The sequence below is a fragment of the Variovorax sp. VRV01 genome (assembly GCF_014852545.1).
GTDB lineage: Bacteria > Pseudomonadota > Gammaproteobacteria > Burkholderiales > Burkholderiaceae_C > Variovorax > Variovorax beijingensis_A.
Genome location: NZ_JACVBS010000001.1, coordinates 460,997 through 486,748 on the forward strand (window position 1 = coordinate 460,997; position 25,752 = coordinate 486,748).

At 68.1% G+C, this 25,752-nt stretch carries 20 protein-coding genes; 9 read left to right on the forward strand and 11 right to left on the reverse strand.

What is annotated here, in order from left to right; translation table 11 throughout:
* Nucleotides 1–2: 2 nt before the first annotated feature.
* Nucleotides 3–476 carry a VOC family protein gene (locus IB278_RS02255; RefSeq protein WP_192322510.1) on the forward strand — a complete coding sequence of 158 codons (474 nt, stop codon included), beginning with the start codon at nucleotides 3–5 and terminating at the stop codon, nucleotides 474–476.
* On the opposite strand, the gene IB278_RS02260 is transcribed toward IB278_RS02255, so the two are convergent.
* The 11 genes from IB278_RS02260 to ugpB all read right to left on the reverse strand — a co-directional run bounded on the left by IB278_RS02260 (nucleotide 473) and on the right by ugpB (nucleotide 15,254).
* Nucleotides 473–1,204, reverse strand: coding sequence for an RNA polymerase sigma factor FliA (locus IB278_RS02260; protein WP_145745694.1), 732 nt, complete (start codon nucleotides 1,202–1,204; stop codon nucleotides 473–475). The two genes, IB278_RS02255 and IB278_RS02260, sit on opposite strands and share 4 nt — an antisense overlap.
* Nucleotides 1,179–2,075 (reverse strand): MinD/ParA family protein, encoded by an 897-nt coding sequence (locus IB278_RS02265; RefSeq protein WP_192322511.1) that lies wholly within the window; start codon nucleotides 2,073–2,075, stop codon nucleotides 1,179–1,181. Before IB278_RS02265 ends, IB278_RS02260 begins: the two co-directional genes overlap by 26 nt.
* Nucleotides 2,072–4,426: a flagellar biosynthesis protein FlhF gene (flhF, locus tag IB278_RS02270; RefSeq protein ID WP_192322512.1), complete on the reverse strand. Its 2,355-nt coding sequence runs from the start codon at nucleotides 4,424–4,426 to the stop codon at nucleotides 2,072–2,074. The genes IB278_RS02265 and flhF overlap by 4 nt, the downstream gene beginning before the upstream one ends.
* The gene (gene flhA / locus IB278_RS02275) at nucleotides 4,423–6,516 is read right to left on the reverse strand and encodes a flagellar biosynthesis protein FlhA (RefSeq protein ID WP_145745691.1); all 2,094 of its coding nucleotides are present in this window, start codon (nucleotides 6,514–6,516) and stop codon (nucleotides 4,423–4,425) included. Before flhA ends, flhF begins: the two co-directional genes overlap by 4 nt.
* Entirely contained in the window at nucleotides 6,513–7,661 is a 1,149-nt protein-coding gene (gene flhB / locus IB278_RS02280; RefSeq protein ID WP_192322513.1) for a flagellar biosynthesis protein FlhB, read from the reverse strand. Before flhB ends, flhA begins: the two co-directional genes overlap by 4 nt.
* Before the next feature lie 125 nt (nucleotides 7,662–7,786).
* A complete protein-coding gene (locus tag IB278_RS02285; RefSeq protein WP_192322514.1) occupies nucleotides 7,787–10,237 on the reverse strand; it encodes a DUF3772 domain-containing protein in 2,451 nt (816 codons plus the stop codon).
* 74 nt (nucleotides 10,238–10,311) lie between these two features.
* A complete protein-coding gene (gene ugpQ, locus IB278_RS02290; RefSeq protein ID WP_192322515.1) occupies nucleotides 10,312–11,061 on the reverse strand; it encodes a glycerophosphodiester phosphodiesterase in 750 nt (249 codons plus the stop codon).
* 3 nt (nucleotides 11,062–11,064) lie between these two features.
* Entirely contained in the window at nucleotides 11,065–12,072 is a 1,008-nt protein-coding gene (locus tag IB278_RS02295; protein WP_145745687.1) for a sn-glycerol-3-phosphate import ATP-binding protein UgpC, read from the reverse strand.
* A 3-nt stretch (nucleotides 12,073–12,075) separates the two neighbouring features.
* The gene (ugpE, locus tag IB278_RS02300; protein WP_145745686.1) at nucleotides 12,076–12,927 is read right to left on the reverse strand and encodes a sn-glycerol-3-phosphate ABC transporter permease UgpE; all 852 of its coding nucleotides are present in this window, start codon (nucleotides 12,925–12,927) and stop codon (nucleotides 12,076–12,078) included.
* Nucleotides 12,928–12,960: 33 nt separating this feature from the next.
* Nucleotides 12,961–13,842, reverse strand: a complete 882-nt coding sequence (gene ugpA, locus IB278_RS02305; protein ID WP_015866909.1) for a sn-glycerol-3-phosphate ABC transporter permease UgpA — start codon at nucleotides 13,840–13,842, stop codon at nucleotides 12,961–12,963.
* Nucleotides 13,843–13,940: 98 nt separating this feature from the next.
* Nucleotides 13,941–15,254, reverse strand: coding sequence for a sn-glycerol-3-phosphate ABC transporter substrate-binding protein UgpB (gene ugpB / locus IB278_RS02310; protein WP_145745685.1), 1,314 nt, complete (start codon nucleotides 15,252–15,254; stop codon nucleotides 13,941–13,943).
* 228 nt (nucleotides 15,255–15,482) lie between these two features.
* Between ugpB and serA the strand changes: the two genes are divergently transcribed.
* The 8 genes from serA (at nucleotide 15,483) to ubiB (ending at nucleotide 25,747) form a co-directional block, all read left to right on the forward strand.
* The gene (gene serA, locus IB278_RS02315) at nucleotides 15,483–16,715 is read left to right on the forward strand and encodes a phosphoglycerate dehydrogenase (RefSeq protein WP_192322516.1); all 1,233 of its coding nucleotides are present in this window, start codon (nucleotides 15,483–15,485) and stop codon (nucleotides 16,713–16,715) included.
* 194 nt (nucleotides 16,716–16,909) lie between these two features.
* The gene (locus IB278_RS02320) at nucleotides 16,910–20,785 is read left to right on the forward strand and encodes a DUF3683 domain-containing protein (protein WP_192322517.1); all 3,876 of its coding nucleotides are present in this window, start codon (nucleotides 16,910–16,912) and stop codon (nucleotides 20,783–20,785) included.
* Complete coding sequence (locus IB278_RS02325; protein ID WP_192322518.1) at nucleotides 20,782–21,219, forward strand: HIT family protein; 438 nt, start codon at nucleotides 20,782–20,784, stop codon at nucleotides 21,217–21,219. The genes IB278_RS02320 and IB278_RS02325 overlap by 4 nt, the downstream gene beginning before the upstream one ends.
* The gene (locus IB278_RS02330; RefSeq protein WP_145745681.1) at nucleotides 21,219–21,632 is read left to right on the forward strand and encodes a gamma-butyrobetaine hydroxylase-like domain-containing protein; all 414 of its coding nucleotides are present in this window, start codon (nucleotides 21,219–21,221) and stop codon (nucleotides 21,630–21,632) included. Before IB278_RS02325 ends, IB278_RS02330 begins: the two co-directional genes overlap by 1 nt.
* Before the next feature lie 155 nt (nucleotides 21,633–21,787).
* Nucleotides 21,788–22,519 (forward strand): bifunctional demethylmenaquinone methyltransferase/2-methoxy-6-polyprenyl-1,4-benzoquinol methylase UbiE, encoded by a 732-nt coding sequence (gene ubiE, locus IB278_RS02335; RefSeq protein ID WP_124956674.1) that lies wholly within the window; start codon nucleotides 21,788–21,790, stop codon nucleotides 22,517–22,519.
* A 34-nt stretch (nucleotides 22,520–22,553) separates the two neighbouring features.
* Entirely contained in the window at nucleotides 22,554–23,564 is a 1,011-nt protein-coding gene (locus IB278_RS02340; RefSeq protein WP_145745680.1) for a Tim44 domain-containing protein, read from the forward strand.
* Nucleotides 23,565–23,612: 48 nt separating this feature from the next.
* Nucleotides 23,613–24,185 (forward strand): SCP2 domain-containing protein, encoded by a 573-nt coding sequence (locus IB278_RS02345; RefSeq protein ID WP_192322519.1) that lies wholly within the window; start codon nucleotides 23,613–23,615, stop codon nucleotides 24,183–24,185.
* A complete protein-coding gene (gene ubiB, locus IB278_RS02350) occupies nucleotides 24,182–25,747 on the forward strand; it encodes a ubiquinone biosynthesis regulatory protein kinase UbiB (RefSeq protein ID WP_145745678.1) in 1,566 nt (521 codons plus the stop codon). Before IB278_RS02345 ends, ubiB begins: the two co-directional genes overlap by 4 nt.
* Nucleotides 25,748–25,752: the final 5 nt, after the last annotated feature.

Sequence of the window (25,752 nt, forward strand, 5' to 3'; positions counted from 1 at the left end):
ATATGACGCTCAAACGCATGGACAACGTCCTTGTCGTTGTCGACGACCTTGAGGCGACCAAGGCGTTCTTCATCGAACTGGGCCTCAAGCTCGAGGGGGAAACGACGGTGGAAGGGCCTTTGATCGGACAACTGATCGGGCTCAAGGATGTCCGCGCCACCCTGGCGATGTTGCGGACGCCCGATGGACAGGGCATCGAGCTGGACAAGTTCCACACGCCCGGCGCGATCAGGTTTGGTCCGGTGGACCCGCCGGTGAACACGCTGGGCATCCGCCGCATCATGTTCGCCGTCGATGACATCGACGCCATGGTCGCGCGCATGCGCGCCCACGGGGCCGAGATCATTGGCGAGATGCAGTACGAGGAAAGCTACCGCCTCGCCTACATCCGCGGGCCCGAGGGCATCATCGTCGGGCTTGCCGAGCAGCTCGGGGGAGGCGCGCCCGGCGCATCGAGCCATCGGCAAGATCCCTAAAGCGAATCCTTCAACTTCGCCCGCAGCCGGCTGATCGCCTGGCTGTGCAGCTGGCATACGCGCGACTGGGTCACCTCGAGGATCGCGCCGATCTCGCGCAGGTTCAGCTCTTCCTCGTAGTACAGGTTCAGCAGCAGCTGGTCGCGCTCGGGCAGCGCGGCAATCGCATCGACGAGCTCATGGCGGAAACCCGCCTCGAGCAGCTGCGCGAGCGGATCGTCGCCGCCCAGCCGGCCATCGGCTTGGGCCTGCCGCTCGAGCCAGGGGTTTTCGGCCTCGCCGTCCTGCGCGAAGTCTTCCACGTAGAGCAACTGGCAGCCCTGGATGTCCTGCAGCAGCGACTGGTAGTCGTCCAGCTCCATCTTCAGTTCCCTGGCGATCTCTCCTTCGCTGGCGGAGCGGCCCAGCCGGTGCTCCAGCGCCTGGATCGCCTGTTCCACCTTGCGCGCCGACTGGCGCAGGCCGCGCGAGCCCCAGTCGTTCGCGCGCAGTTCGTCGAGCATGGCGCCGCGGATGCGCTGGCTGGCGAAGGTCTCGAACTGCGCGCCGCGGTTGTCCTGGTAGCGCGTGGACGCGTCCAGCAGGCCGATCATGCCGGCCTGGATCAGGTCGTCGAGCTCCACGCTGGCGGGCAGCTTGGCCAGCATCTGGAGCGCCATGCGGCGCACCATCGGCTGGTGCTGCTTCAGCAGGTGGGACTTCTCAAAGGTTCCCTGCGCGGTGTACACGGCCGCCCCTTTCTTCCTCTTGTGCCACAGCCGATTCCGGCTCCGCTGCCAGCGCCTCGGGCCGCCAGAGCGCGGTGCGGGTGTCCTGCGGCCGCACGGCCGGGCGCCAGGGCCACTGCGCGACGGCGGCGGCGATGACGCGGAAATCCACGGCCGCCGGGCTGGCCGGGAAGGCCTCCACCACGGTGCGGGCGAGGCGCCTGGCATCGGCCAGGTGCGGATCGGCGCGGACCCAGCCGGCCGGCTGTATGGAGACCGCCAGGTAGCGGCTGCCGGTGTCGACCAGGTTGGCCATGGTCTGGCGCGCGGCTTCGGGGTCGGCCACCCCATTGACCAGCAGGCGAAGCTGCCGCAGCGCGTGCGCATAGTGCAGCCGCTTGATGCCCGAATAGGTGGCGGTGATGGAAGCCGGGTGGGGCTGCAGCACCACCACCAGCTCGTCCGCCAGCCGCGCGAGCGGCGACAGGTTGCCGACGGCGTCGAGCGCCGCGTCGACCAGGATCATGCTGCCGTCCCACAGCAAGCGCGGGTCGGTGTGGTCGGGCTGGCCGCCGAGCGGCGCCGGCAGCACGTGCACGCCGCACTCGGTGCGCGCGGCGGCGCCTTCGGAGGTCAGCCGCTGCGAGGCGACGTCGCCCAGCGTTCCGAGCGGATCGGCGGCCCATGCGGCACACGCCGTATCCGGCCCCGGCCCGTGCTCGTCGAGCAGCAGCACGTCCTTGCCCATGTGGGCCAGCGCGGCGCCCAGGTTCATGGCCGCCGTGGTGGCGCCCGGGCGGTTGCCCATGCTTGCGATCGCGATGATGCGTGCGGACGACTGCGCCAGCAGCCGCCGCAGCCCATCGGCTTGATCCGACACCAGCTTGCTCACGTGTCCAGCGCCTCCAGCAGGAAGAACAGCTTGCCCACGCCGGCGTACAGCACGTTGCCCGACACGGGGCGGCCGGGCCGCGCGGGCCGGCCGGTCAGCTGCGACAGCAGCGCGCGGGTGCGGCCGGCCCAGTCGCCGCCGGCCTGCTGCAGGCGCCAGACGGTGGTGGTCACCTGGCCTGCGATGAGCAGGCGCTTCATCATGTGCGGATCGCCCGCCTCGCCAAGCCCGCCCAGCACCGAAAGGCCTTGGCGCAGCAGGCGCAGGCAGGGCTCGGCCTCGGCGGCCCAGCCCTGCCACTGCGCGAGCTGCTGCGACGCGATGTCGCGGCCGATGTTGGTGAGCGCGTAGCTCTGCGCCAGCACCTTGTGGCTGCGCGCATCGGTCAGGCGCGTGGCAATGCAGCGCAGGCCAGGCAGGCCGCCGTCGGTGCGCAGCGTGACGCGCGCCTCGGCCACCGATTGCAGCGCGGCGCGGCCCTTGAAGACCACGGCGCGCGCATCGCCGAAATCGAAGTCCAGGCCGGTCAGCGTGGCGTATTCGCCGGTGCGCGGATCGGTCACCGCCGTGGAGCCCGGCGCGCGCGCCATCCATTGCTGGCGCTGCACCTGCCACTGCAGCATGAGCTCGGCCGCGGGCAGCCGCGGCAGCATGTGCACCACGGCCTTGCCGAAGTCCTGCTGGCGCAACCACTGCACCTGCCGCACGCCTGGCTTGCGCGTGGGGTCGGCGGGGCTGCGGGTCGCGGTGGTCGAGAGCCACTGGTTGGGCGCCGCGAGCGGCTGCCCGCCGCGGTCGGACAGCAGCAGGCTGCCCTGGCACTGGTAGGCATCGCCGCCTTCGTCGGACTTGAGCCCGACCTGGCCGCTGAGCGCCAGCACGTGGGTGTCGCAGCTGGCGCCGATCTCGCTCGCCGCATGCGCCATGAGCGCCTGCAGCACCGCCTTGTGGCTCACGTTCTCGTCGGCGGCCATCCGCCAGAGCGTGCGCGCCTGCTCGAATCCGAGCGGCGCGGCCGCGAGTGCCGAGGCCGCGGCGGCCACTTCCTGCGCGTCGTGCGCCATGGCGCGGATCAGCTGCCGGTACTGCAGCCGCTGGCGTTCGGCCTCCGCGTGGGCCGCGGAAGCCTCGGCATTCGCCGATCCGTCCTGCAGGTCGCCTTCGCCGGGCACGAACAGCGCGCTGCGGCTGTTGGCCTGGAACGCACTGTCCACCAGCTGGGTGCGGTCGGCGCGCATCAGGTTCTCGGGCACCTTCTGGCCGCTGGAGACGTAATGCACCGGCAGGCGGTGGCGGATCACGGTGTCGATCAGCGCGCCGGGATGCGTGGCCTCGTCGACCTTGGTGAAGATGCAGCCCGCGAGATCGCTGCCGCTGCCGTGCCGGTAGGCGTGCACCACCTCGTTGAGCGTGTCGCCATGGCTCGTGGCGTTGAGCAGCAGCAGCCGCTTCACCGGCCGCTGGCTGCTGCAGAGCATCGCGATCTGGTCGGACACGGCGCGGTCGCGCTGGCTCATGCCGACGGTATCGATCAGCACCATGTGCTTGCCCTGCAGGTCCTGCAGCACCAGGTGCAGGTCGGCCGCGTCCTTCACGGCGTAGACCGGCACGTTGAGGATCTGGCCGTAGATGCGCAGCTGCTCGTAGGCGCCGATGCGGTAGCTGTCGGTGGTGACGAGCGCGAGCTTGTCCGCGCCGAAGCGCATCACGCAGCGCGCCGCGAGCTTGGCCGTGGTGGTGGTCTTGCCGACGCCGGTGGGTCCCATCAGCGCATAGACGCCGCCCTGCGCCAGCAGCGCGTCCTCGTCCTCGTGCACCGGCAGCGTGCGGATCAGTTCGGAGCGCACGAAGGCCATGCCCTGGGCGTAGCTCTGGCCCGTGGGCAGGTGCTCCAGCATGGCCTTGGAGAGGCGGGCGCTGAAGCCGGCGCCCAGCAGCGTGCGCAGCAGGCGCCCGCGCATCGGATCGCGCCGCTGCTTCTCGTTCCATGCCACGCCGGCGAGCTGCTCCTCGATCATGCAGCGCATCGAATGGAGTTCGCCGAGCACGCTGTCCGCGGCCAGGGGGGCGGGGGCTGCGGCAGGCGCCGCGATGGAGGCCATGGCGAGCGTGGGAGCCGCCATGGCTGCCGGCAATGGCTGGGGTGCCGGCGGCGTGGCGGCCGCGCTCGCGCGCACTTCCTCCACGTCCTCCTGCACCATGGCCACGATCTCGACGCCTTCGGCGGTCACGCGGTTGGTCAGCACGATGGCTTCGTCGCCGAGCGCCTGGCGCGCGAGGCGCAGCGCTTCCCGGCTGGTGGGCGCGACGAACTTGCGCGCGCTGGTGCGGACGTCTGTCGGGATGTTCAAACTCTTCCTCCGATGGTGGCGGTGATCTTGATGTGGCGGGTGTCAGGAATCTCTGCATGCGAGAGAACCTTGAGCTGGCGGAAGCTGCGGCGCAGGAAGCGCGAGAGCAGCACGCGCAGCGAATGCTGGACGACCAGCACCGGCGCCAGGCCCAGCTGTTCCTGGCGCGCGATGGCCGCGCGGGTCTGCTGCATGAGGCTGTTGGCAAGCCCCGGCTCGATGCCGTTGTTGTTGGTGAGCGCCTGCTGCAGCACGCCGTCGAGCGCGCCGTCCAGGCCGATCACCTGCAGTTCGGAATCGCCCGGGAACAGCTGCTGCGTGATCGCGCGGCCAAGCGCCAGGCGCGTGAGCGAGGTGAGTTCGGCGGCGTCCTTGACGGTGGGCGCGTGCTCGGCCATCACGTCGAGGATGGTGCGCATGTCGCGGATCGGCACCTCTTCGTCGAGCAGGTTCTGCAGCACCTTGTGCAGCGTGCTCAGCGAGATGATCTTGGGCACCAGGTCCTCGGTGAGCTTGGGCGCGGTCTTGCCGATCTGGTCGAGCAGCTGCTGCACTTCCTGGCGGCCGAGCAGCTCGGCGGCGTGGGTCTGAATCAGGTGGTTCAGGTGCGTGGCCATGACCGTGCAGGCATCGACCACCGTGTAGCCGAGCACCTGAGCCTCCTGGCGCAGGCTGGCGTCGATCCACACCGCGGGCAGGTGGAAGGCCGGGTCCTGCGTCGGCGTGCCGGGCAGGGTGCCGCTCACCTGGCCGGGGTTGATGGCCATCCACTGGTTGGGGAAAGCCTCGCCGCGGCCGATCTCGACGCCCTTCAGGCTGATCACGTAGGTGTTGGGCGGGATTTCCAGGTTGTCGCGGATGTGGACCACCGGCGCCAGGAAGCCGATCTCCTGGGCCACCTTCTTGCGGATGCTCTTGATGCGGCCCAGCAGTTCGCCGTTCTGCGTCTGGTCCACCAGCGGGATCAGCCGGTAGCCGACCTCCATGCCCAGCGGGTCGACCAGCGCCACGTCGTCCCAGGTCGCTTCGGGCGCCTCGGCCGACGGCATGGCCGCAGCCTGGGCTGCGGCGGCCTGTTCGGCAGCGGCCTGCGGCGCGCGCCCGAGCATGCGCCGGCCGAGCCACGCCAGGCCGCCCGCGATCAGCAGGAAGGCCAGGTTCGGCATGCCGGGGATCATCCCCATCAGGCCGATCAGGCCGGCCGTGAGGAACAGCACCTGCGGATTGGAGAACAGCTGGCCGGTCAGCTGGCGGCCCACGTCTTCGTCGGTGGTGACGCGCGAGACGATCACGCCCGCGGCGGTCGAGATCACCAGCGCCGGAATCTGCGCCACCAGGCCGTCGCCGATGGCCAGCAGCGTGTAGGTCGTGCCGGCGGTGCCGAAGTCCAGCCCGTGCTGCAGCATGCCCACCACCAGCCCGCCGATGATGTTGATCACCATGATCAGCAGGCCGGCAATCGCGTCGCCGCGCACGAACTTGCTGGCGCCGTCCATCGAGCCGTAGAAGTCGGCTTCCTGCGCGACTTCCTGGCGGCGCTTGCGCGCCACCTCCTCGCCGATCAGGCCGGCGTTCAGGTCGGCGTCGATCGCCATCTGCTTGCCGGGCATGGCGTCGAGCATGAAGCGCGCGCCGACCTCGGCGATGCGTCCCGCGCCCTTGGTGATGACCATGAAGTTGATCAGCACCAGGATGATGAACACCATCACGCCGACCGCGAAGTTGCCGCCCACCAGGAAGTGGCCGAAGGCCTCGATCACCTTGCCCGCCGCGTCCGGCCCGGTGTGGCCGTGCATCAGCACCACGCGCGTGGAGGCCACGTTGAGCGACAGGCGCAGCAGCGTCGAGAACAACAGCACGGCCGGGAAGGCCGCGAAGTCCAGCGCCTTCATGGTGTACATGCTCACCAGCAGCACCATCACCGACATCGCGATGTTGAAGGTGAACAGCAGGTCCAGCAGGAAGGGCGGCAGCGGCAGCACCATCATGCTCAGGATCAGCACGATCAGGATGGGACCGGCGAGGCCCTTCCACTGGGTGCCGGAGAACAGCTGCGCCTGCAGGCGCGTGAGGGTGGCCATGGCGTTCATGCGGCGGCAGTCTTCGGCGAGTATTCGAGCGATTCGGGGATCGGCAGGTCGGCCGGCGTGCGCGGCGCTTCACCGCCTTCGCTTTGCCAGCGCTTGAGCTGGTAGACCCAGGCCAGCACCTCGGCCACCGCGGTGTAGAGGCCGGCCGGGATCTCGTCGCCGAGCCGGGTGTGCTTGAAGAGTGCGCGCGTGAGCGGCGGCGCCTCGAGGATCGCGACCTTGTTCTCGCGCGCGATCTCGCGGATGCGCGCGGCCATCAGGTCGCTGCCCTTGGCCACCACGCGCGGTGCGCGCATGTCGTGGTCCACATACTTGAGCGCCACCGCGAAGTGCGTGGGGTTGGTCACCACGATGTCGGCCTTCGGCACCTCGGACATCATCCGCCGGCGCGCCACCTGCTGCTGCTGGCGGCGGATCTGCGCCTTGACGTGCGGATCGCCCTCGCTTTCCTTGTGCTCCTGGCGCAGGTCTTCGCGCGACATGCGCAGCTTGCGGTGGTAGCTCCACAGCTGGTAGGGAACGTCGACCAGCGCCACCAGGAACAGCGCGGAGGCGATCAGTGCGCAGTTGTGCGCCACCAGCACGATCATCTGCGGCAGCGCGGCGCGCTCCGACTGCGCCATCAGTGCCGAGACCTCGTCCACCTTGCCCATGATCACCAGCCAGGCCACGCCGCCGATCAGCAGCGACTTGGCCAGCGCCTTGAACAGCTCCGACAGCGCCTGCGCGGAAAACATGCGGCCCACGCCGGCCACCGGATCGAGCTTGCTGAACTTGGGCGCGAGGGCCTTGGCCGAGAGCAGCCAGCCGCCGAGCATCAGCGGCGCCGCCAGGGCCGCCACCAGCATCATGCCGAACAGCGGCGCAAGCGCGAGCAGCGCCTGCTGGCCCATGAGCCCGGCGCGCGCCAGCATGTGAGAAGGGTCGAATGCCGCGGCGCGGTCGAAGTGCATCCCCTGGGCCAGTGCGCCGCGCAGGGTGGCCCCCAGCGAATCGGCCGTGAGCCACAGGCCGGCGACGGCGGTGCCCAGCAGCACGAAGGTCGCGAGCTCGCGCGACCGCGCCACGTCCCCTTGCTCGCGCGCCTTTTCGAGGCGCTGCGGTGAGGCGGGTTCGGTTTTTTCGAGGTCGCTTTCTTCAGCCATTGATGCTCCGGGCGAGCGTTGGCGACAGCACGCCTGCTCATGGCTGATTGTTGGTTTGGGAGCCTCCGGACAATTGATCGATCAGCGCGGGCATTCGCCCGCTGCTTGGACGATCGGTGCGGCGCCTAGGCGGCCGGGGTGGCGGCGGCCGGGCCGGCGCCGTCCGCGGCGTGCGGCGTGGGCGCGGACGCAGGCATTGGCGCAGGCGGCGCCGCATACGGCATCAGCGGCAGCTGCTCCGCGTCCAGCCGCTCCAGGATGGTGAACAGCAGGTCGCTGCGCACGCTGCCCGCCAGGCGCGGGCTCGGCACATAGGCAATGGCCTGGAAGATGAGCAGGCCGCCCTCGATGCCTTCGAGCGTGAGCGAAGGCGCCGGCGTTTCCAGCACGCTCTCGTGTGCGCGGCATGCGTCCAGGATGAGCTCGCGAACGCGCTGCGCGTTGGTGGTCAGCGGCATCGGCAACCGGATGAGCACCCGGCCCTCCGCGTTGGTCAGCGTCATGTTGCGCACGGTCTTCGTGATGAACTCGGAGTTCGGCACGATCACCGTCGAGCGGTCTCCGAGCTGGATCTCCGTGGCACGCACGTTGATGCGCCGCACGTCGCCCTCGGTGGTGCCCAGCACCACCCAGTCGCCCACCTTCACCGGCTGCTCGGCCAGCAGGATGAGGCCCGAGATGAAGTTCTGCACGATGGCCTGCAGGCCGAAGCCGATGCCCACCGACAGCGCGCTGGCCACCCACGCGATGCGCTCGATGCCGATGCCCAGCGCCGACAGCGAGAACGCGACCACCAGGATGCCGCCCACGTAGCCCAGCAGCGTGGTGATCGAGCTCTGCATGCCCGGCTCGAACTGCGTGCTGGGCAGGTAGCTGCGCGCGAGCCAGCGCTTGAACACCCTGAGCACGATGAAGCCGATCACGGCCACGGCCACGGCGCTCAGGATGGCGCCCGGCACCAGCTGGAACTCGCCCACCTTCACGCCGGTGCCGAACTTGCCGCTGCGCTGGAACACTTCGCTGGGACCGGTGCCCAGCGGTGCCGCCAGTGCGATCAGCATGTAGAAGAACAGCGCCACCCGGCTCAGGCCCGAGAGCACGGTGGCGGCCTGGTCGAGCGTCTGCGGCGCCAAGCCGAAGCTCTTCTGCAGTCGCTGGCCGAAAGTGCTGCGCGAGGACACGCCGGCCATGAAGACGTCGTCGGCAAACTTGAACAGCACGTAGAAGGCGGCCGCGACGATGCCGCTCCAGGTGAGCTGCGAGGCCAGGAAGCTCGCGAGCGCCACGTAGCCCACGGCCACCAGCACCCAGATGGCCACCATCAGCGCGCCGATGCAGGCCACCAGCAGGCCCACCCACATCGGCCGCTCGGGCGGATCGGCGTCCGGCGTATCGGCGCGCATTGGCCGCAGCCGATGGAGCACCGCGCCAACGAGCGCAGTGAGCACCAGCGCCGTGAGCACGTGCGTGGCCACCACGGCCGCAAAGCTTGCTTCCACCAGCGCGTTGATCTCCACCGGTGCCCAGGCCAGCGCCGCCACCGCCGCAACCAGCCAAGGCAGCGGCGCCAGGCGCGTGGCCATGGCGTCGGGTATCGGCGGCAGCCGCCACGACGGGCGCCGCGTGGCCAGCAGCCCGCGGCCCAGCCCGATGACGAAGGCCATGAACACCAGCGCCTGCGCCATCGAACGCATCGCCTTGCGCGCCTGCGGCTCCCAGGTGGCGTATTCCTCGAGCACCCACACGAAGCCGTGCGCCGCCACGGCCACCAGCAGCACGTGGCTCGCGACGATGGCAATCACCAGCAGCGAACGCCGCAGCCGGCCCGCCGGCAGCAGCCGCGCGGCGATCCGCGTCAGCAGATGCTCGGCCACCCAGTTGCCGAGCACCGCGAACAGCACCGCCAGGAGCAGCGCCCAGAGCACCGCCATGCGCGGGCCTTGCTGCATGGCCTGCGAGAACCCGTCGCGCAGGTCGGAGGCCATGGCCTGCAGGCGCGCCAGGTCGCTCGGCCAGGCTTCCTGCAGGTCGCGCCAGAACTCGCCGGTGAGCGGCGAGGGCGCGCGCTCGGTGATCTGTGCCTCGAAAAGCGCGCGGCGCTGGGTCACCAGTTCGGCGGCACGCTGCCGCACGTCGATGGCCAGCAGCCGAGCGAGCCGGATGTCGGCGTCCAGCGCGTTGCGCTCCTTCGTGAGGCGGGCGCGCTGGCGCGTGATGTCGGGGTCTTCGGTGGCGCCCGCGGCCGGCGGATTGCCGAGCTCGCCGAGGCGGGCGTTCAGGTCGGCCAGCTCGCCGGTGCGCGCGGCAACGAACTTGTCGGCCTGTGTGCCGATGTCGTTGATCTGTGCGAGCAGCTGGCGCAGGTCCCCGGTGGAATCGGCATCGGTGCTGATCTTGGCGAACTGCGCGCGCAGCTCGGCCACCGTGGGTTCGGGCGCCGGGGCCGCGGCAGCGGCGGCGGTGGTGCCGCCGACGCCGCCGGTGCCCGGCTGGGCCGTCGCGGCGCCGCACATCAGCAGCAGGGCGGCCAGGCAGAAGGCCATCAGGCGGGGGATCGAACGCATGGCTGCCATCATAGAAGGCGCCATTTGCGGCCCGCGGCGGGGGGCGTGACAGCGTGTGTCTGCCGGGCCGCGCCGGCGGGAAGCGGTCAACCGGCCGGGCTGAACAGGTCGACCCGATCGGTGATGATGCCGTCGGTGCCCAGTTCAATGAGCCGCTGCGCGGCCCATTCGTCATTGACGGTGTAGCTCAGCGCGCGCATGCCCGCGCCGTGCACTTGCGCCACGGTGGCGGCGTCCCAGAGCGCGTGGTTGCAGACGACCGCGGCGCAGTCCAGGCCGGTGGCCGCGGCCAGCCAGCCGTCGCGCAGCGTGTCGAGCAGGAGCCCGCGCGGCAGCCCGGGCTGGACCGCCTTCGCTCCCGCCAGCGATTCGGCCTGGAACGAGGTGAGCAGCGGCGGTATGGCCGCGCCCTGCCACAGCCGGGCCGCCAGCCGCGCCACCGCTTCGCCGGTTTCGCGCTCGGTGCCCGGCGTGGGCTTGATCTCGATGTTGAGCAGGTGGCCGTTGGCCAGGCAGAAGCGCGCGAGGTTCTCCAGCGTGGCGAGCGGTTCGCCCGCGAAGGCGCGCGAATGCCAGCCGCCGGCGTCGAGCTGAGACAGCGCGCTCCAGGGCTGCGCACCACCGGTGCCGCGGCCGTTGGTGGTGCGCTCGAGCGTGGCGTCGTGCATGAGGAAGGCCACGCCGTCGGCGCTGAGCTTCGCATCGCACTCGAACATGCGATAGCCGTGCGCCGCGCCAAGCCGGAAAGCGGCCAGCGTGTTCTCGGGCGCCAGCCTGCCGGCGCCGCGGTGCGCGATCCAGCGCGGATAGGGCCAGGGTTTCATCAGTGCTGGCATCGTTCAGTCGGCCCGCTTGCCGGAGCCGGCATCGAACCAATGCAGCTTGTCCTCGCGCGCCGCGATCTTCACGGTGTCGCCCGCGACCGGCGGATGGTCGCTTTCATCGGTGCGCATGATGATCTGCTCGTCGCCGATGCGGCCGTACACCAGCCGCTCGGCGCCCAGCAGCTCGACCGATTCGACCTGCACCGACCAGCCGCTTTCGTCCAGCGTCAGGTGCTCGGGGCGGATGCCCAGGATCTGGCCGGGCCGCACGCCCGGCGCGTGCTGCAGCAGGTTCATCGGCGGCGAGCCGATGAAGCTGGCAACGAAGGTGGTGGCGGGCCGGTTGTAGACCTCTTCGGGCGTGGCGAACTGGTCCATCACGCCGGCGTTCATCACGATGATGCGCTGCGCCAGCGTCATGGCCTCGACCTGGTCGTGCGTGACGAACAGCGAGGTGATGCCGAGTTCGCGGTGCAGCTTCTGGATCTCGATGCGGGTCTGCGCGCGCAGCTTGGCGTCGAGGTTGGACAGCGGCTCGTCGAACAAAAACACCTGCGGCTGGCGCACGATGGCGCGGCCCATGGCCACGCGCTGGCGCTGGCCGCCCGAGAGCTCGCGCGGCTTGCGCTCGAGCAGGTGGCCCAGCTCGAGGATCTTGGCCGCCTTGTCGACGCGGGTCTTGATCTCGGGCACCGGCACCTTGGCGATCTTCAGGCCGTAGGCCATGTTCTTGAACACGCTCATGTGCGGATAGAGCGCGTAGTTCTGGAACACCATGGCGATGTCGCGCTCGGAGGGTTCGAGGTTGTTCACCACGCGCCCGCCAATGGAGATTTCGCCGGCCGAGATTTCCTCGAGGCCGGCCACCATGCGCAGCAGGGTGGACTTGCCGCAGCCTGAAGGGCCGACGATCACGATGAATTCATGGTCGGCGATCTCGGCGCTCACGCCGTGGATGACCTGGTTGGCTTTCGGCCCGTGGCCGTAGCGCTTGATGACGTTGCGTAGGGAGAGAGCTGCCATTTGTTATTTCTCGGTATCCACAAGACCCTTGACGAACCACTTCTGCATCAGCACCACCACCAGCGCGGGCGGCAGCATGGCGAGGATGGCGGTGGCCATCACTACATTCCATTCGTTCTGGCTGTCGCCGCCGGCAATCATCCGCTTGATGCCGACCACCACGGGGTACATGTCTTCGCCGGTGGTGGCGAGCAGCGGCCAGAGGTACTGGTTCCAGCCGTAGATGAACTGGATCACGAACAGCGCCGCAATCGACGTTTTCGACAGCGGCAGCAGCACGTCGAAGAAAAAGCGCATCGGGCTGGCGCCGTCCATGCGCGAGGCCTCGGTGAGCTCGTCGGGCACCGTCAGGAAGAACTGGCGGAACAGGAAGGTGGCCGTGGCCGACGCGATCAGCGGCACCGTGAGGCCCGCGTAGGTGTTCAGCATGTTCAGGTCGGACAGCACCTTGTAGGTGGGCAGGATGCGCACCTCCACCGGCAGCATCAGCGTCACGAAGATGGCCCAGAAGCAGATCTTCTTGAACGGGAACCGGAAGTAGACGATGGCAAAGGCCGACAGCAGCGAGATGGAAATCTTGCCGATGGAGATCACCAGCGCCGTCACCAGGCTCACCCACATCATGTGGGCCACGGGCGCGTTGGAGCCGCTGCTGGTTTCGCGCCCGAAGAGCGCGCCCTTGTAGCTGTCCAGCATGTTGCTGCCGGGCAGCAGCGGCATCGGCGCCTGCACGATCTCCTGCGCCGTGTGCGTGGACGCCACGAAGGCCAGGTAGAGCGGGAAGGCGACGATGAACACGCCCAGGATCATCACCACATGGGCCAGGATGCCGTGGGTGCCGCGTTTCTCAACCATGGAACGCCTCCGCCAGATTCTTGTCTTGCTTCATCAGTATTGAACCTTCTTCTCCACGTAGCGGAACTGGATCACGGTGAGCGCCACCACGATCACCATCAGCACCACCGACTGCGCCGCCGAACCGCCAAGGTCCATGGCCTTGAAGCCGTCGTAATACACCTTGTAGACCAGGATCGCCGTGTCCTTGCCCGGGCCGCCCTGGGTGGCCGCATCGACGATCGCGAAGGTGTCGAAGAAGGCATAGACCACGTTGATCACCAGCAGGAAGAAGGTGGTGGGCGAAAGCAGCGGGAACTGCACGGTCCAGAAGCGGCGCCACGGGCGCGCGCCGTCGATGGCGGCGGCCTCGATGAGCGACTTGGGAATCGACTGCAGCCCGGCCAGGAAGAACAGGAAGTTGTACGAAATCTGCTTCCACACCGAGGCCATCACGATCAGCGTCATGGCGTGGCCGGAGTCCAGCAGGTGGTTCCAGTCGATGCCGATCTTGCCGAGCGCATAGGCCACCACGCCCAGCGACGGCGAGAACATGAACACCCACAGCACGGCCGCTACGGCGGGCGCCACGGCGTAGGGCAGGATCAGCATGGTCTTGTAGAAGGTGCCGCCGCGCGTGATGCGGTCGGCAAACACCGCGAGCCCCAGCGACAGCGTGATGCCGATGCCCGCCACCAGCACCGAGAACAGGGCGGTGGTCTTGAACGACTCCACATAGCTCGGATCGCTGAATATCTGGCGGAAGTTGTCGAGCCCGACGAACTCCACCGACGTGCCGAAGGCGTCCTGCTGCTGCAGCGACTGCAGTAGCGCCTGCGCCGCCGGCCAGAAGAAAAACACGAGGATCACCGCCATTTGCGGCGTCAGCAGCAGCCAGGGCAGCCAGCCCGAGCGAAAGAAAACGCGTTTTTCCATGAACCCTCTGCATAAAAAATCCCGCCTGGCCCGCTCTTGCGCACGAGCGAACGGGGGCGGGCGATATTAGCCGGACCCGCGGGCCCGGCCGTTAATCGTTAGCTTTTGTTGGCTTTCTGGAAGCGTTCCAGCTGCTCGTTGCCGCGCGTGACGATCGAATCGAGGGCTTCCTTGGCGGTCTTCTTGCCGCTCCAGACCTGTTCGAGCTCTTCGTCCTCGATGGCGCGCACCTGCACGTAATTGCCCAGGCGGATGCCGCGGCTCTTGTCGGTGACCTTGCGGATCATCTGCGTCACAGCCACGTCGGTGCCGGGGTTCTGCTTGTAGAAACCCGATTCCTCGGTGAGCTTGTAGGCCGCCGTGGTCACCGGCAGGTAGCCGGTGCGCTTGTGGCTGGCCGACTGCACTTCGGGCGTCGAGATGAAACTGAAGAACTTGGCCACGCCCTTGTATTCGGCCGGCTTCTTGCCCGACATCACCCAGAGGCTGGCGCCGCCGATCACCGTGTTCTGCGGTGCGCCGGGCACATCCGGGTAGTAGGGCAGGGGAGCGACCGCATAGGCGAACTTGGCGTTCTTGGCGACGTTGCCGTAGAAGCCGGACGAGGTGTTGATCATTGCGCACTCGCCCGAGACGAACGAGGCTTCCGGCACGTTGCCGCGGCCCTTGTAGATGAAGAGGCCCTGCTTGGCCATGTTGGCCAGGTTCTCGATGTGGCGCACGTGCAGCGGCGAATTGATCTTCATGCGGGCGTCGAGCCCGGCCAGCCCGTTGCTCTTGGTCGCGAACTCGACGTTGTGCCAGGCCGAGAAGCTCTCCAGCTGCGTCCAGCCCTGCCAGGCGGTGGTGAACGGGCACTTGTGGCCGCTGGCCTTCAGCTTGGCCGCGGCGGCCGTCACCTCGGGCCAGGTCGCGGGCAGCTTGGCGGTGTCGATGCCGGCGGCCTTGAAGGCGTCCTTGTTGATATAGAACACCGTGGTCGAACTGTTCAGCGGGAAGCTCAGCATCTGGCCGTTGGGCGCGGTGTAGTAGCCGGCCACGGCGGGGATGTAGGCGGCCGGATCGAACTTCTCGCCCGCGTCCTTCATCACCTGGCCCACCGGCACGATGGCGCCCTTGCTGGCCATCATGGTGGCGGTGCCCACTTCGAACACCTGCAGGATGTGCGGTGCGTTGCCGGCGCGGAAGGCGGCAATGGAGGCCGTCATCGATTCGTCGTACGTGCCCTTGTAGGTCGGCACGACCTTGTATTCCTTCTGGCTCTCGTTGAACTGCTTGGCCAGATCGTTGACCCACTCGTTGTTGACGGCAGTCATGGAATGCCACCACTGGATCTCAGTCTGGGCATGTGCCACATTGAACAGCGTGGTGGCGGCCAGCGCCGATGCCAGCGCGAGCGTCTTGAATCGCATGAAGACTCCTGATGGGAAAATGGAAGCGCGGATGCTAGGCCATGTGGATGACACGGCCGCGTCACATTTGCGCACGGACTGTTGCTAATTTCCAATCGGGAAAACCCCTTTGGCGCAGGGCTTCCCACGGGGTGCGCGCCTTCATGCTGCGGCGCAGCATGCTAGCATCGACCTCCCCCTTTTTTCGGCCTAGCCTGTTGCCGCGGCCGGGGCTTCCGCGAGTACGCCATGAGCAGCAAAACCTCCCTCGACAAAAGCCGGATCAAGTTCCTTCTGCTCGAGGGCATCCATCCTTCGGCGGTGGAGGTCCTGCGCGTTGCGGGCTACACCAACATCGAGACGCTGCCGGGTGCGCTGCCCGATGCGGAGCTCAAGGCCAAGATCGCCGACGTCCACTTCCTGGGCATCCGCTCGCGCACGCAGCTCACGGCCGAGGTCTTCGCGGCTGCCCACAAGCTGGTGGCGGCGGGGTGCTTCTGCATCGGCACCAACCAGGTCGACCTGGAGGCCGCGCGCGAACACGGCGTGGCGGTGTTCAACGCGCCGTACTCCAACACCCGTTCGGTGGCCGAGCTGGTGCTGGCCGAAGCCATCCTGCTCTTGCGCGGCGTGCCCGAGAAGAGCGCGGTCGCGCACCGCGGCGGCTGGCTCAAGTCGGCCGAGAACGCCTTCGAGATCCGCGGCAAGACGCTCGGCATCGTGGGCTACGGCTCCATCGGCGCCCAGCTGTCGGTGCTCGCCGAGGCGCTGGGCATGAAGGTGGCCTTCTACGACGTGGTCACCAAGCTGCCCCTGGGCAATGCGCACCAGGTGCGCGAACTGCACCAGTTGCTGGCCCAGAGCGACATCGTGACCCTGCACGTGCCCGAGACGCAGGCCACCCAATGGATGATCGGCGCGGCCGAAATCGCCGCCATGAAGCCCGGCGCGATCCTGATCAACGCCTCGCGCGGCACGGTCGTCGCGATCGAGCCGCTGGCCGAGGCGCTGAAGCAGAAGAAGCTGCTGGGCGCCGCGATCGACGTGTTCCCGGTCGAGCCGCGCACCAACAAGGACGAGTTCCAGTCGCCGCTGCGCGGGCTCGACAACGTCATCCTCACGCCCCACATCGGCGGCTCGACGATGGAGGCGCAGGCCAACATCGGCCTGGAGGTGGCGGAGAAGCTGGTGAAGTACAGCGACAACGGCACCTCGACCTCGTCGGTCAACTTCCCCGAGGTGGCGCTGCCGGCCCACCCCGGCAAGCACCGGCTGCTGCACATCCACCGCAACGTGCCCGGTGTGCTGTCGGAGATCAACAAGATCTTCTCGGACAACAACATCAACATCTCCTCGCAGTTCCTGCAGACCAACGAGAAGATCGGCTACGTGGTGATGGACATCGATGCAGCCTATTCCGACCTGGCGCTGGAAAAGCTGGCCAAGGTAAACGGCACGATCCGCAGCCGCGTGCTGTTCTAGGAAGGCACTCCCGGTCGGTCTTCCTCCCTCTCCCTCCGGGAGAGGGCCGGGGTGGGGCCGGCTGCGCCGCACCGCCTGCCGGGCGCCCAACCAAAGGGTAACGCCACCCGCCCGAGGCAAGACCCCGCCCCCTGCCCTAAAATCCCACCCCCGGCTAGATGGGCGCGCAGCGCCTGGCCGAGGTGCCACCCCCGATGAATGCTCCGACCGCGTTGACCACGCTGTTGTCGCAGGCCGCAGAGCCTGTACGACTGCGCGAGATCCCCTATAACTACACCAGCTTTTCCGATCGCGAGATCGTGATCCGCCTGTTGGGCGAGCGCGGCTGGGAACTGCTCCAGACCCTGCGCGCCGAGCGCCGCACCGGCCGATCGGCGCGCATGCTGTACGAAGTGCTCGGCGACATCTGGGTGGTGCAGCGCAACCCCTACCTCGTCGACGACCTGCTCGACAACCCGCGCCGCCGCGGCCAGCTGGTCGATGCGCTCCGGCACCGCCTGGCCGAAGTCCAGAAGCGCCGCACGCCCGACAGCGACCTGCCGCGCGACCAGCTCGTGGGCGAACTCACGGACCTCGTCGGCCAGGCCGTCGCGGCTTTCGACACCGCCTTCCGCGACGTGGCGGCCCTGCGCCGCAAGGCCACGCGCGTGCTGGGCCGCCTCACGGCCAAGGACAACATCAAGTTCGACGGCCTCTCGCGCGTCTCGCACGTCACCGACGCTACCGACTGGCGCGTGGAATACCCCTTCGTGGTGCTGTGCCCCGACACCGAGGCCGAGATGGCGCTCTTGGTCAAGGGCTGCATCGAGCTGGGCCTGACCATCATTCCGCGCGGCGGCGGCACCGGCTACACCGGCGGCGCCATCCCGCTCACCTGGAAGAGCGTGGTCATCAACACCGAGAAGCTCGAGACCATGACCGAGGTCGAGCTGGTCCCGCTGCCCGGCCTCGCCAATCCCGTGCCCACCATCTGGACCGAGGCCGGCGTCGTCACCCAGCGCGTGGCCGACGCCGCCGAGCGCGCGGGCTTCGTGTTCGCGGTCGACCCGACCTCCGCCGAGGCCTCGTGCGTCGGCGGCAACGTGGCCATGAACGCGGGCGGCAAGAAGGCCGTGCTGTGGGGCACGGCGCTCGACAACCTGGCTTCGTGGCGCATGGTCACGCCGCAGGCCGAATGGCTCGAGGTCACGCGCATCGGCCACAACCTCGGCAAGATCCACGACGCCGAGAGCGCCGTGTTCGATCTGCAGTACTACGCCGCCGACGGCAAGACGAAGCTGCGCACCGAGCGCCTGGAGATCCCCGGCCGCACCTTCCGCAAGGAAGGCCTCGGCAAGGACGTGACCGACAAGTTCCTCTCGGGCCTGCCCGGCATCCAGAAAGAGGGCTGCGACGGCCTCATCACCAGCTGCCGCTGGGTGGTGCATCGCATGCCGGCGCACACCCGCACCGTGTGCCTCGAATTCTTCGGCAACGCCAAGGACGCGGTGCCCAGCATCGTCGAGATCAAGGACTTCATGTTCGCCGAGCAGAAGCGCTCGGGCGTGCTGCTGGCCGGCCTCGAGCACCTGGACGACCGCTACCTGAAGGCCGTGGGCTACGCCACCAAGTCGAAGAAGCACGGCGGCCTGCCCAAGATGGTGCTGTTCGGCGACATCGCGGGCGACGACGCCGATGCGGTGGCGCGCGTCACCTCCGAAGTGGTGCGCATCGCCAATTCGCGCAGCGGCGAAGGCTTCGTCGCCATCAGCCCCGAGGCGCGCAAGAAATTCTGGCTCGACCGCAAGCGCACCGCGGCCATCAGCAAGCACACCAACGCCTTCAAGATCAACGAGGACGTGGTCATTCCGCTGCCGCGCATGGCCGAGTACAGCGACGGCATCGAGCGCATCAACATCGAGCTCTCGCTGCAGAACAAGCTCGCGCTCACCGACGCGCTCGAGGCCTTCCTGCTGCGCGGCAACCTGCCGCTCGGCAAGACCGACGACGCGCACGAGATCCCGGCGGCCGAGCTGCTCGAAGACCGCGTGGCGCAGGCCGTGGCGCTGGTGCAGAGCGTGCGCGCGCTCTGGGCCGAATGGCTGCGCGACGTCGATGTGCTGTTCCCGCAGCTGCAGGACCATACGTTGCGCGCCAGCTGGAAGACCCAGCTGCGCCAGCCGCTGCAGGAAATCTTCTCGGGCGCCGAGTTCACGCCGATCCTGGCCGAATGCACCGCCATCCACCAGCAGGTGCTCAAGGGCCGCGTCTGGGTGGCACTGCACATGCACGCGGGCGACGGCAACGTGCACACCAACATCCCCGTCAACAGCGACAACTACGAGATGCTGCAGACCGCGCATGCCGCGGTGGTGCGCATCATGGCGCTGGCGCGCAGCCTCGACGGCGTGATCTCGGGCGAGCACGGCATCGGCATCACCAAGCTCGAATTCCTGAGCGACGAAGAGCTTGCGCCCTTCATGGACTACAAGCGCCGCGTCGACCCCGAGGGCCGCTTCAACAAGGGCAAGCTGTTGCGCGCGCCCGCCGGCGAAACCGCGCTGCCGCACGCCGACCTGACCAATGCCTACACGCCGAGCTTCGGCCTCATGGGGCACGAGTCGCTCATCATGCAGCAGAGCGACATCGGCGCCATTGCCGACAGCGTGAAGGACTGCCTGCGCTGCGGCAAGTGCAAGCCGGTGTGCGCCACCCACGTGCCGCGCGCCAACCTGCTGTACAGCCCGCGCAACAAGATCCTCGCGACCTCGCTGCTGGTGGAAGCCTTCCTGTACGAAGAGCAGACCCGCCGCGGCATCAGCATCAAGCACTGGGAAGAGTTCGAGGACGTGGCCGACCACTGCACCGTGTGCCACAAGTGCCTCACGCCCTGCCCGGTGAAGATCGACTTCGGCGACGTGTCGATGAACATGCGCAACCTGCTGCGCAAGATGGGGCAGAAGAGCTTCCGGCCCGGCAACGCGGCCGCGATGTTCTTCCTCAACGCGACCAACCCGCAGACCATCAAGGCGGTGCGCGCGGGCATGGTGGGCATCGGCTTCAAGGCGCAGCGCCTGGCCAACGACCTGCTGCGCGGCCTCGCGAGGAAGCAGACCGCCGCGCCGCCCGCCACGCTCGGCCCGGCGCCGCTCAAGGAGCAGGTGATCCACTTCATCAACAAGAAGATGCCAGGCAACCTGCCGAAGCAGACGGCGCGCGCGCTGCTCGACATCGAGGATGCCGACTACGTGCCGATCATCCGCGACCCGAAGGCCACCACCTCGGAAACCGAGGCGGTGTTCTACTTTCCGGGCTGCGGCTCGGAGCGCCTCTTCTCGCAGGTGGGCCTCGCCACCCAGGCCATGCTCTGGCATGCGGGCGTGCAGACGGTGCTGCCGCCCGGCTATCTCTGCTGCGGCTATCCGCAGCGCGGCAGCGGCCAGTACGACAAGGCCGAAAAGATGATCACCGACAACCGCGTGCTGTTCCACCGTGTGGCCAACACGCTCAACTACCTCGACATCAAGACCGTGGTGGTGAGCTGCGGCACCTGCTACGACCAGCTGCAGGGCTACCAGTTCGACAAGATCTTCCCGGGCTGCCGCATCATCGACATCCACGAATACCTGCTCGAAAAGGGCATCACGCTGGCCGATGCGGGCGGCGGCTACCTGTACCACGACCCCTGCCACAGCCCGATGAAGCTGCAGGACCCGATGAAGACCGTGAAGGCGCTGGTCGGCGACAACGTGCTCAAGAACGACCGCTGCTGCGGCGAATCGGGCACGCTGGGCGTGTCGCGGCCCGATATTTCCACGCAGATCCGCTTCCGCAAGGAAGAAGAGCTCAAGAAGGGCGAGGCCGCCTTGCGCGCGAACGGCCAGGTCGGCGAGAAGGACAACGTCAAGATCCTGACCAGCTGCCCGAGCTGCCTGCAGGGCCTCTCGCGCTACGGCAACGACCTGAACAACGGGCTGCTCGAAGCCGACTACATCGTGGTCGAGATGGCCAACAAGATCCTCGGCAAGGACTGGATGCCCGAATACGTGGCCGCCGCCAACCAGGGCGGCATCGAGCGGGTATTGGTATGAAGGTAGAAGACTGTCCCTTCTGCGAAGGCCCCGGCGGCCGCATCGTGTTCGAGGGCGCGAAGCTTCGCGTCATTCATGCCGAGGAGGCCGGCTTCCCGGCCTTCTACCGCGTGATCTGGCGCGCGCATGCGGCGGAGTTTTCCGACCTCGACGCGGCCGACCGCGTGCTGTGCATGGAGGCGGTGACGGTGGTCGAGCAGTGCCTGCGCGAGCATCTGTCGCCGGCCAAGATCAACCTTGCGGCGCTCGGCAACATGGTGCCGCACCTGCATTGGCACGTGATCGCGCGCTTTGTGGACGACACCCATTTCCCGGGCTCCGTCTGGGCGCCGGTGCAGCGCGAAGCGAATGCGGCCCGGGAAGCCGACGTGGCCGCGCACCTGCCCGCACTCGAGAGTGCGATGATGGCCCGACTGGGCACAAGGAGCTTCTGATGGCAGGTTTGCAAGCCGGCGCACCGACGCCGCAATCGATCACCGTGCACGGCCAGTCGCGCGTGCTCGAGGTCGGCTTCTCCGACGGCGCCACCTTCCGCATTCCGTTCGAGCTGATGCGCATCTATTCGCCGTCCGCCGAGGTGCAGGGCCACGGCCCGGGCCAGGAAGTGCTGCAGACCGGCAAGCGCGAGGTCGATCTGGTCGACCTGAAGCCGGTCGGCAACTACGCCGTGCAGCCGGTCTTCAGCGATGGCCACGACACCGGCATCTTCTCGTGGAACCTGCTGTACGAACTCGGCGCCAACCAGGTTGCGCTCTGGGCCGAATACGAGCGCCGGCTCGCCGCTGCGGGCGTCGACCGCGATGCGCCGATGATCGACAAGGGCGGCTCCGCCTGCGGCAGCCACTGACCCGCCAGACCCCGTCCGCTCCTGAAAAAATAGCCCCGCACGCAGGCGCGGCGCGCCTTGCCGCGGCCCGCGATTTCAAGAAAAAGCAACAAATGTCCGCCGTCGCCGCAGGGTCGCCTTCTTGAGCTGTGTGCTTCCGGCCTAATATCAGGCGCATGAGCACCACCCACTTCGGCTTCGAGAAAGTCGACGAAAGCGAGAAAGCGCAACGTGTCCGCGGCGTCTTCGATTCCGTCGCGACGCGTTACGACCTCATGAACGACCTGATGTCGATGGGGCTGCACCGCGCCTGGAAGGCCTACACCGTGATGGTGGCCAACGTGGGCGAGGGCTCGCGCGTGCTCGACATCGCAGGCGGTACCGGCGACCTCGCGCTGGCCTTCTCGAAGAAGGTGGGCGCCAGCGGCCAGGTGGTGCACACCGACATCAACGAAGCCATGCTGCGCACCGGCCGCGACCGCCTGCTCGATGCCGGCGTGGCGCTCCCCACGCTGGTGTGCGACGCCGAGAAGCTGCCGTTCCCCGACAACCACTTCGACGTCGTGACCGTGGCCTTCGGCCTGCGCAACATGACGCACAAGGACGTGGCGCTGAAGGAAATGAACCGCGTGCTCAAGCCGCGCGGCAAGCTGCTGGTGCTCGAGTTCTCGAAGGTCGCCAAGCCGCTGGCCAAGGCCTACGACTGGTATTCGTTCAACGTGCTGCCGCGCCTGGGCAAGCTGGTGGCCGGCGACGACGCGAGCTACCGCTACCTGGCCGAATCGATCCGAATGCATCCCGCGCAGGATGAACTCAAGACCCTCATGAAAGAGGGCGGTTTCGGGCATGTGGACTATCACAACATGACGGGGGGCGTGGTGGCCCTTCATGTTGGAATCAAATGTTGATGAGGCGAATTCTTCGCTCGAAAGAGGAGACGACATGAAAAGTTTGAGTTCTTTGTTCCTGGCTTGTGTGCTGGCCCTGGTCAGCGTCCAGGCAGACGCAGCTCGCATCGGCGGCGGCAAGTCGTTCGGCCGCCAGTCGTCCAACGTGACGCAGCGCGAATCCGCAGCGCCCACCGCACCCGCGCAGCAAAGCGCGACCAATGCGGCGCCGAAGCCCGCAACGCCGGCGCCCGCCGCCGCAGCGCCCAAGCGCCCCTGGGGCGCCATGCTCGGTGGCCTCGCCGCCGGCCTGGGCCTCGCGTGGCTCGCGAATTCGCTGGGCCTTGGCGCCGGCTTTGCGAACATCCTCTTGATCGGCCTGCTCGTGATGGCCGGGCTGTTCGTCTGGCGCATGTTCAAGGCCCGCTCGGCCGCATCGTCGGGCGCCGGCCGCCCGGGCGGCTTCGCGTTCGAAGGCGCCGGCAACCCGGCAAACGCCAGCGCGCCCGCGCAGTACAGCCCCGCCAACGTCGGCAACGACGCTTCGGCGCGGCCCTGGGAGCGCAACACGGCCGCCTTCGACGCCGGCTCCGCGCATGGCAGCAGCCTGTCCGCGGCAGGCGCGGCGGCCGGCGGCAGCATGATCGGCTCGGCGCTCTCGGGCTCGCAGTCGTGGGGCATTCCGGCCGGCTTCGACGTGGACGGCTTCCTGAGCGCCGCCAAGCGCAACTTCGTGACGCTGCAGGACGCATGGGACCGCGCCGACGTCGGCATGCTGCGCTCCATGATGACCGACGACATGGTCGAGGAAATCCGCAGCCAGCTGGCCGACCGTGCAAGCCACACCGGCGGCGCCTCGAACAAGACCGAGGTCGTCATGCTCGACGCCAAGCTGCTCGGCATCGAGGAACTGGCCGATGCCTACCTCGCGAGCGTGGAGTTCTCCGGCATGATCCGCGAAGATGCCTCCGCCGGCCCGGGTCCGTTCCGCGAAGTCTGGAACATGACCAAGCCCACCAGCGGCACCAGCGGCTGGCTGGTGGCGGGCGTCCAGGCCCTGCAGTAAGCACATTCGGGCGGCCGCGGGGCCGCCTGCAGAACCGATAATGGGGACATGGCCACACCATCGTCCCCATTTTCTTTTCTCGACGAGCTGTTCAATCGCATCGGCGAGCGCCTGCAGCCGCCCGCCTGGGCGGTGCACGAGATCCAGCACCGCGCGGTGCTGTTCCTGAACCATGTGCTGCAGCAGGAACCCGAGGCCCAGCAGCGGCTGCTCAGGCAGCAGGGGCGGGTGGTGCGCTTCCAGTGGCGCTTCGTGACGATGGAGATGGTGGCCACGCCGGCCGGCTTGCTCGACCTCGCGCCCGCCGGCTCGGTGCCCGAGCTCACGCTCACCGTCACGGACGAATCCCCCTTCGAACTGGCCCGCGCCACGCTGCGCGGCGGCAAGCCTTCGGTACAGATCATCGGCGACGTGCAGCTTGCCGCCGAGGTCAACTGGCTGGTGGACCACGTGCGCTGGGACGTCGAGGACGACCTCGCCCGCCTCGTGGGCGACGTGCCGGCGCACACCATTGCCAACGGCGCGCGCCGGGTCGTGGATGCGCTGCGCCAGTTCGTTGGCGGCCGCAGGCCCGGGCAGTCCGGCGGTCCGTCGACCGGCTCGGCGAGCACGGCCGAATGAGGCGCTTCTACCGCGGAATCTTCATCGTCTGGGTCGCGCTGCGCTACGGCCTGGACGAGCTCGTGCTCACGAGCTTCCAGAAACCCTGGCTGCGCGTGGTGGCGCGCGTCGTCTCCATCGGCCGCAATCTCGACGCACCGCGCGGCCAGCGGCTGCGCGAGGCGCTCGAACGCCTGGGCCCGATCTTCGTCAAGTTCGGCCAGGTGCTGTCGACCCGGCGCGACCTGCTGCCGCCCGACATCGCCGACGAGCTCGCCTTCCTGCAGGACCGCGTGCCCCCGTTCCCCTCGTCGGTGGCCATCGCCACCATCGAGCGCGCGTTCCGCCGGCCGGTGGGCGACGTGTTCGTGCAGTTCGACGAGACGCCGATCGCCAGCGCGTCGATCGCCCAGGTCCACTTTGCGACCATCCGCACCGATGAGGGCGAGGTGCGCGAAGTCGCGGTGAAGGTGCTGCGCCCCAGCATGCGCGGCGTGATCGAGAAAGACCTGGCGCTCATGGCCATGATGGCCGGCTGGGTCGAGAAGCTCTCGCCCGACGGCAAGCGCCTGAAGCCGCGCGAAGTGGTGGGCGAGTTCGACAAGTACCTGCACGACGAACTCGACCTGGTGCGCGAGGCGGCCAACGCGGCCCAGCTGCGCCGCAACATGGCCGAGCTCGACCTGGTGCTGATCCCCGAGATGTTCTGGGACTTCTGCCACCCCGAGGTGATCGTGATGGAGCGCATGGACGGCGTGCCCATCGCCCAGCTCGACCGCCTGCGCGCGGCCGGCGTCGACATTCCCAAGCTGGCGCGCGACGGCGTCACGATCTTCTTCACCCAGGTGTTCCGCGACGGCTTCTTCCATGCCGACATGCACCCGGGCAACATCCAGGTGAGCCTGGCGCCGGAGACCTTCGGGCGCTACATCTCGCTCGACTTCGGCATCATCGGCACGCTGACCGAGTCGGACAAGGAATACCTGGCGCAGAACTTCGTGGCCTTCTTCCGGCGCGACTACAAGCGCGTGGCCGAGCTGCACCTGGAGAGCGGCTGGGTGCCCGAGGGCACCCGCATCGACGAGCTCGAAGGCGCGATCCGCACCGTCTGCGAGCCGTACTTCGACCGGCCGCTGAAGGAGATCTCGCTCGGCATGGTGCTGATGCGCCTGTTCCAGACCTCGCGCCGCTTCCACGTCGAGATCCAGCCACAGCTGGTGCTGTTGCAGAAGACCCTGCTCAACATCGAGGGCCTGGGCCGCCAGCTCGACCCCGAACTCGACCTCTGGCACACCGCCAAGCCCTTCCTCGAGAAGTGGATGGTCGACCAGATCGGGCCGAAGAAGCTGTTCCAGCAGCTCAAGGCCGAAGCGCCGCGCTATGCAAAACTGCTGCCCCAATTGCCGCGCCTGCTGCACGATTTCCTGGAAAATCGGCCCGCCGACCACCGCCGCGAGCTGCTGGAACTGCTGGCCGCCCAGAAGCGCACCAACCGGCTGCTGCAGACCATCATCTACGGTGGCATAGGATTTGTATTGGGGTTGCTCGCCATGCAAGTGCTGGTGCGCGTGAAATTGTTCTAGAGGAG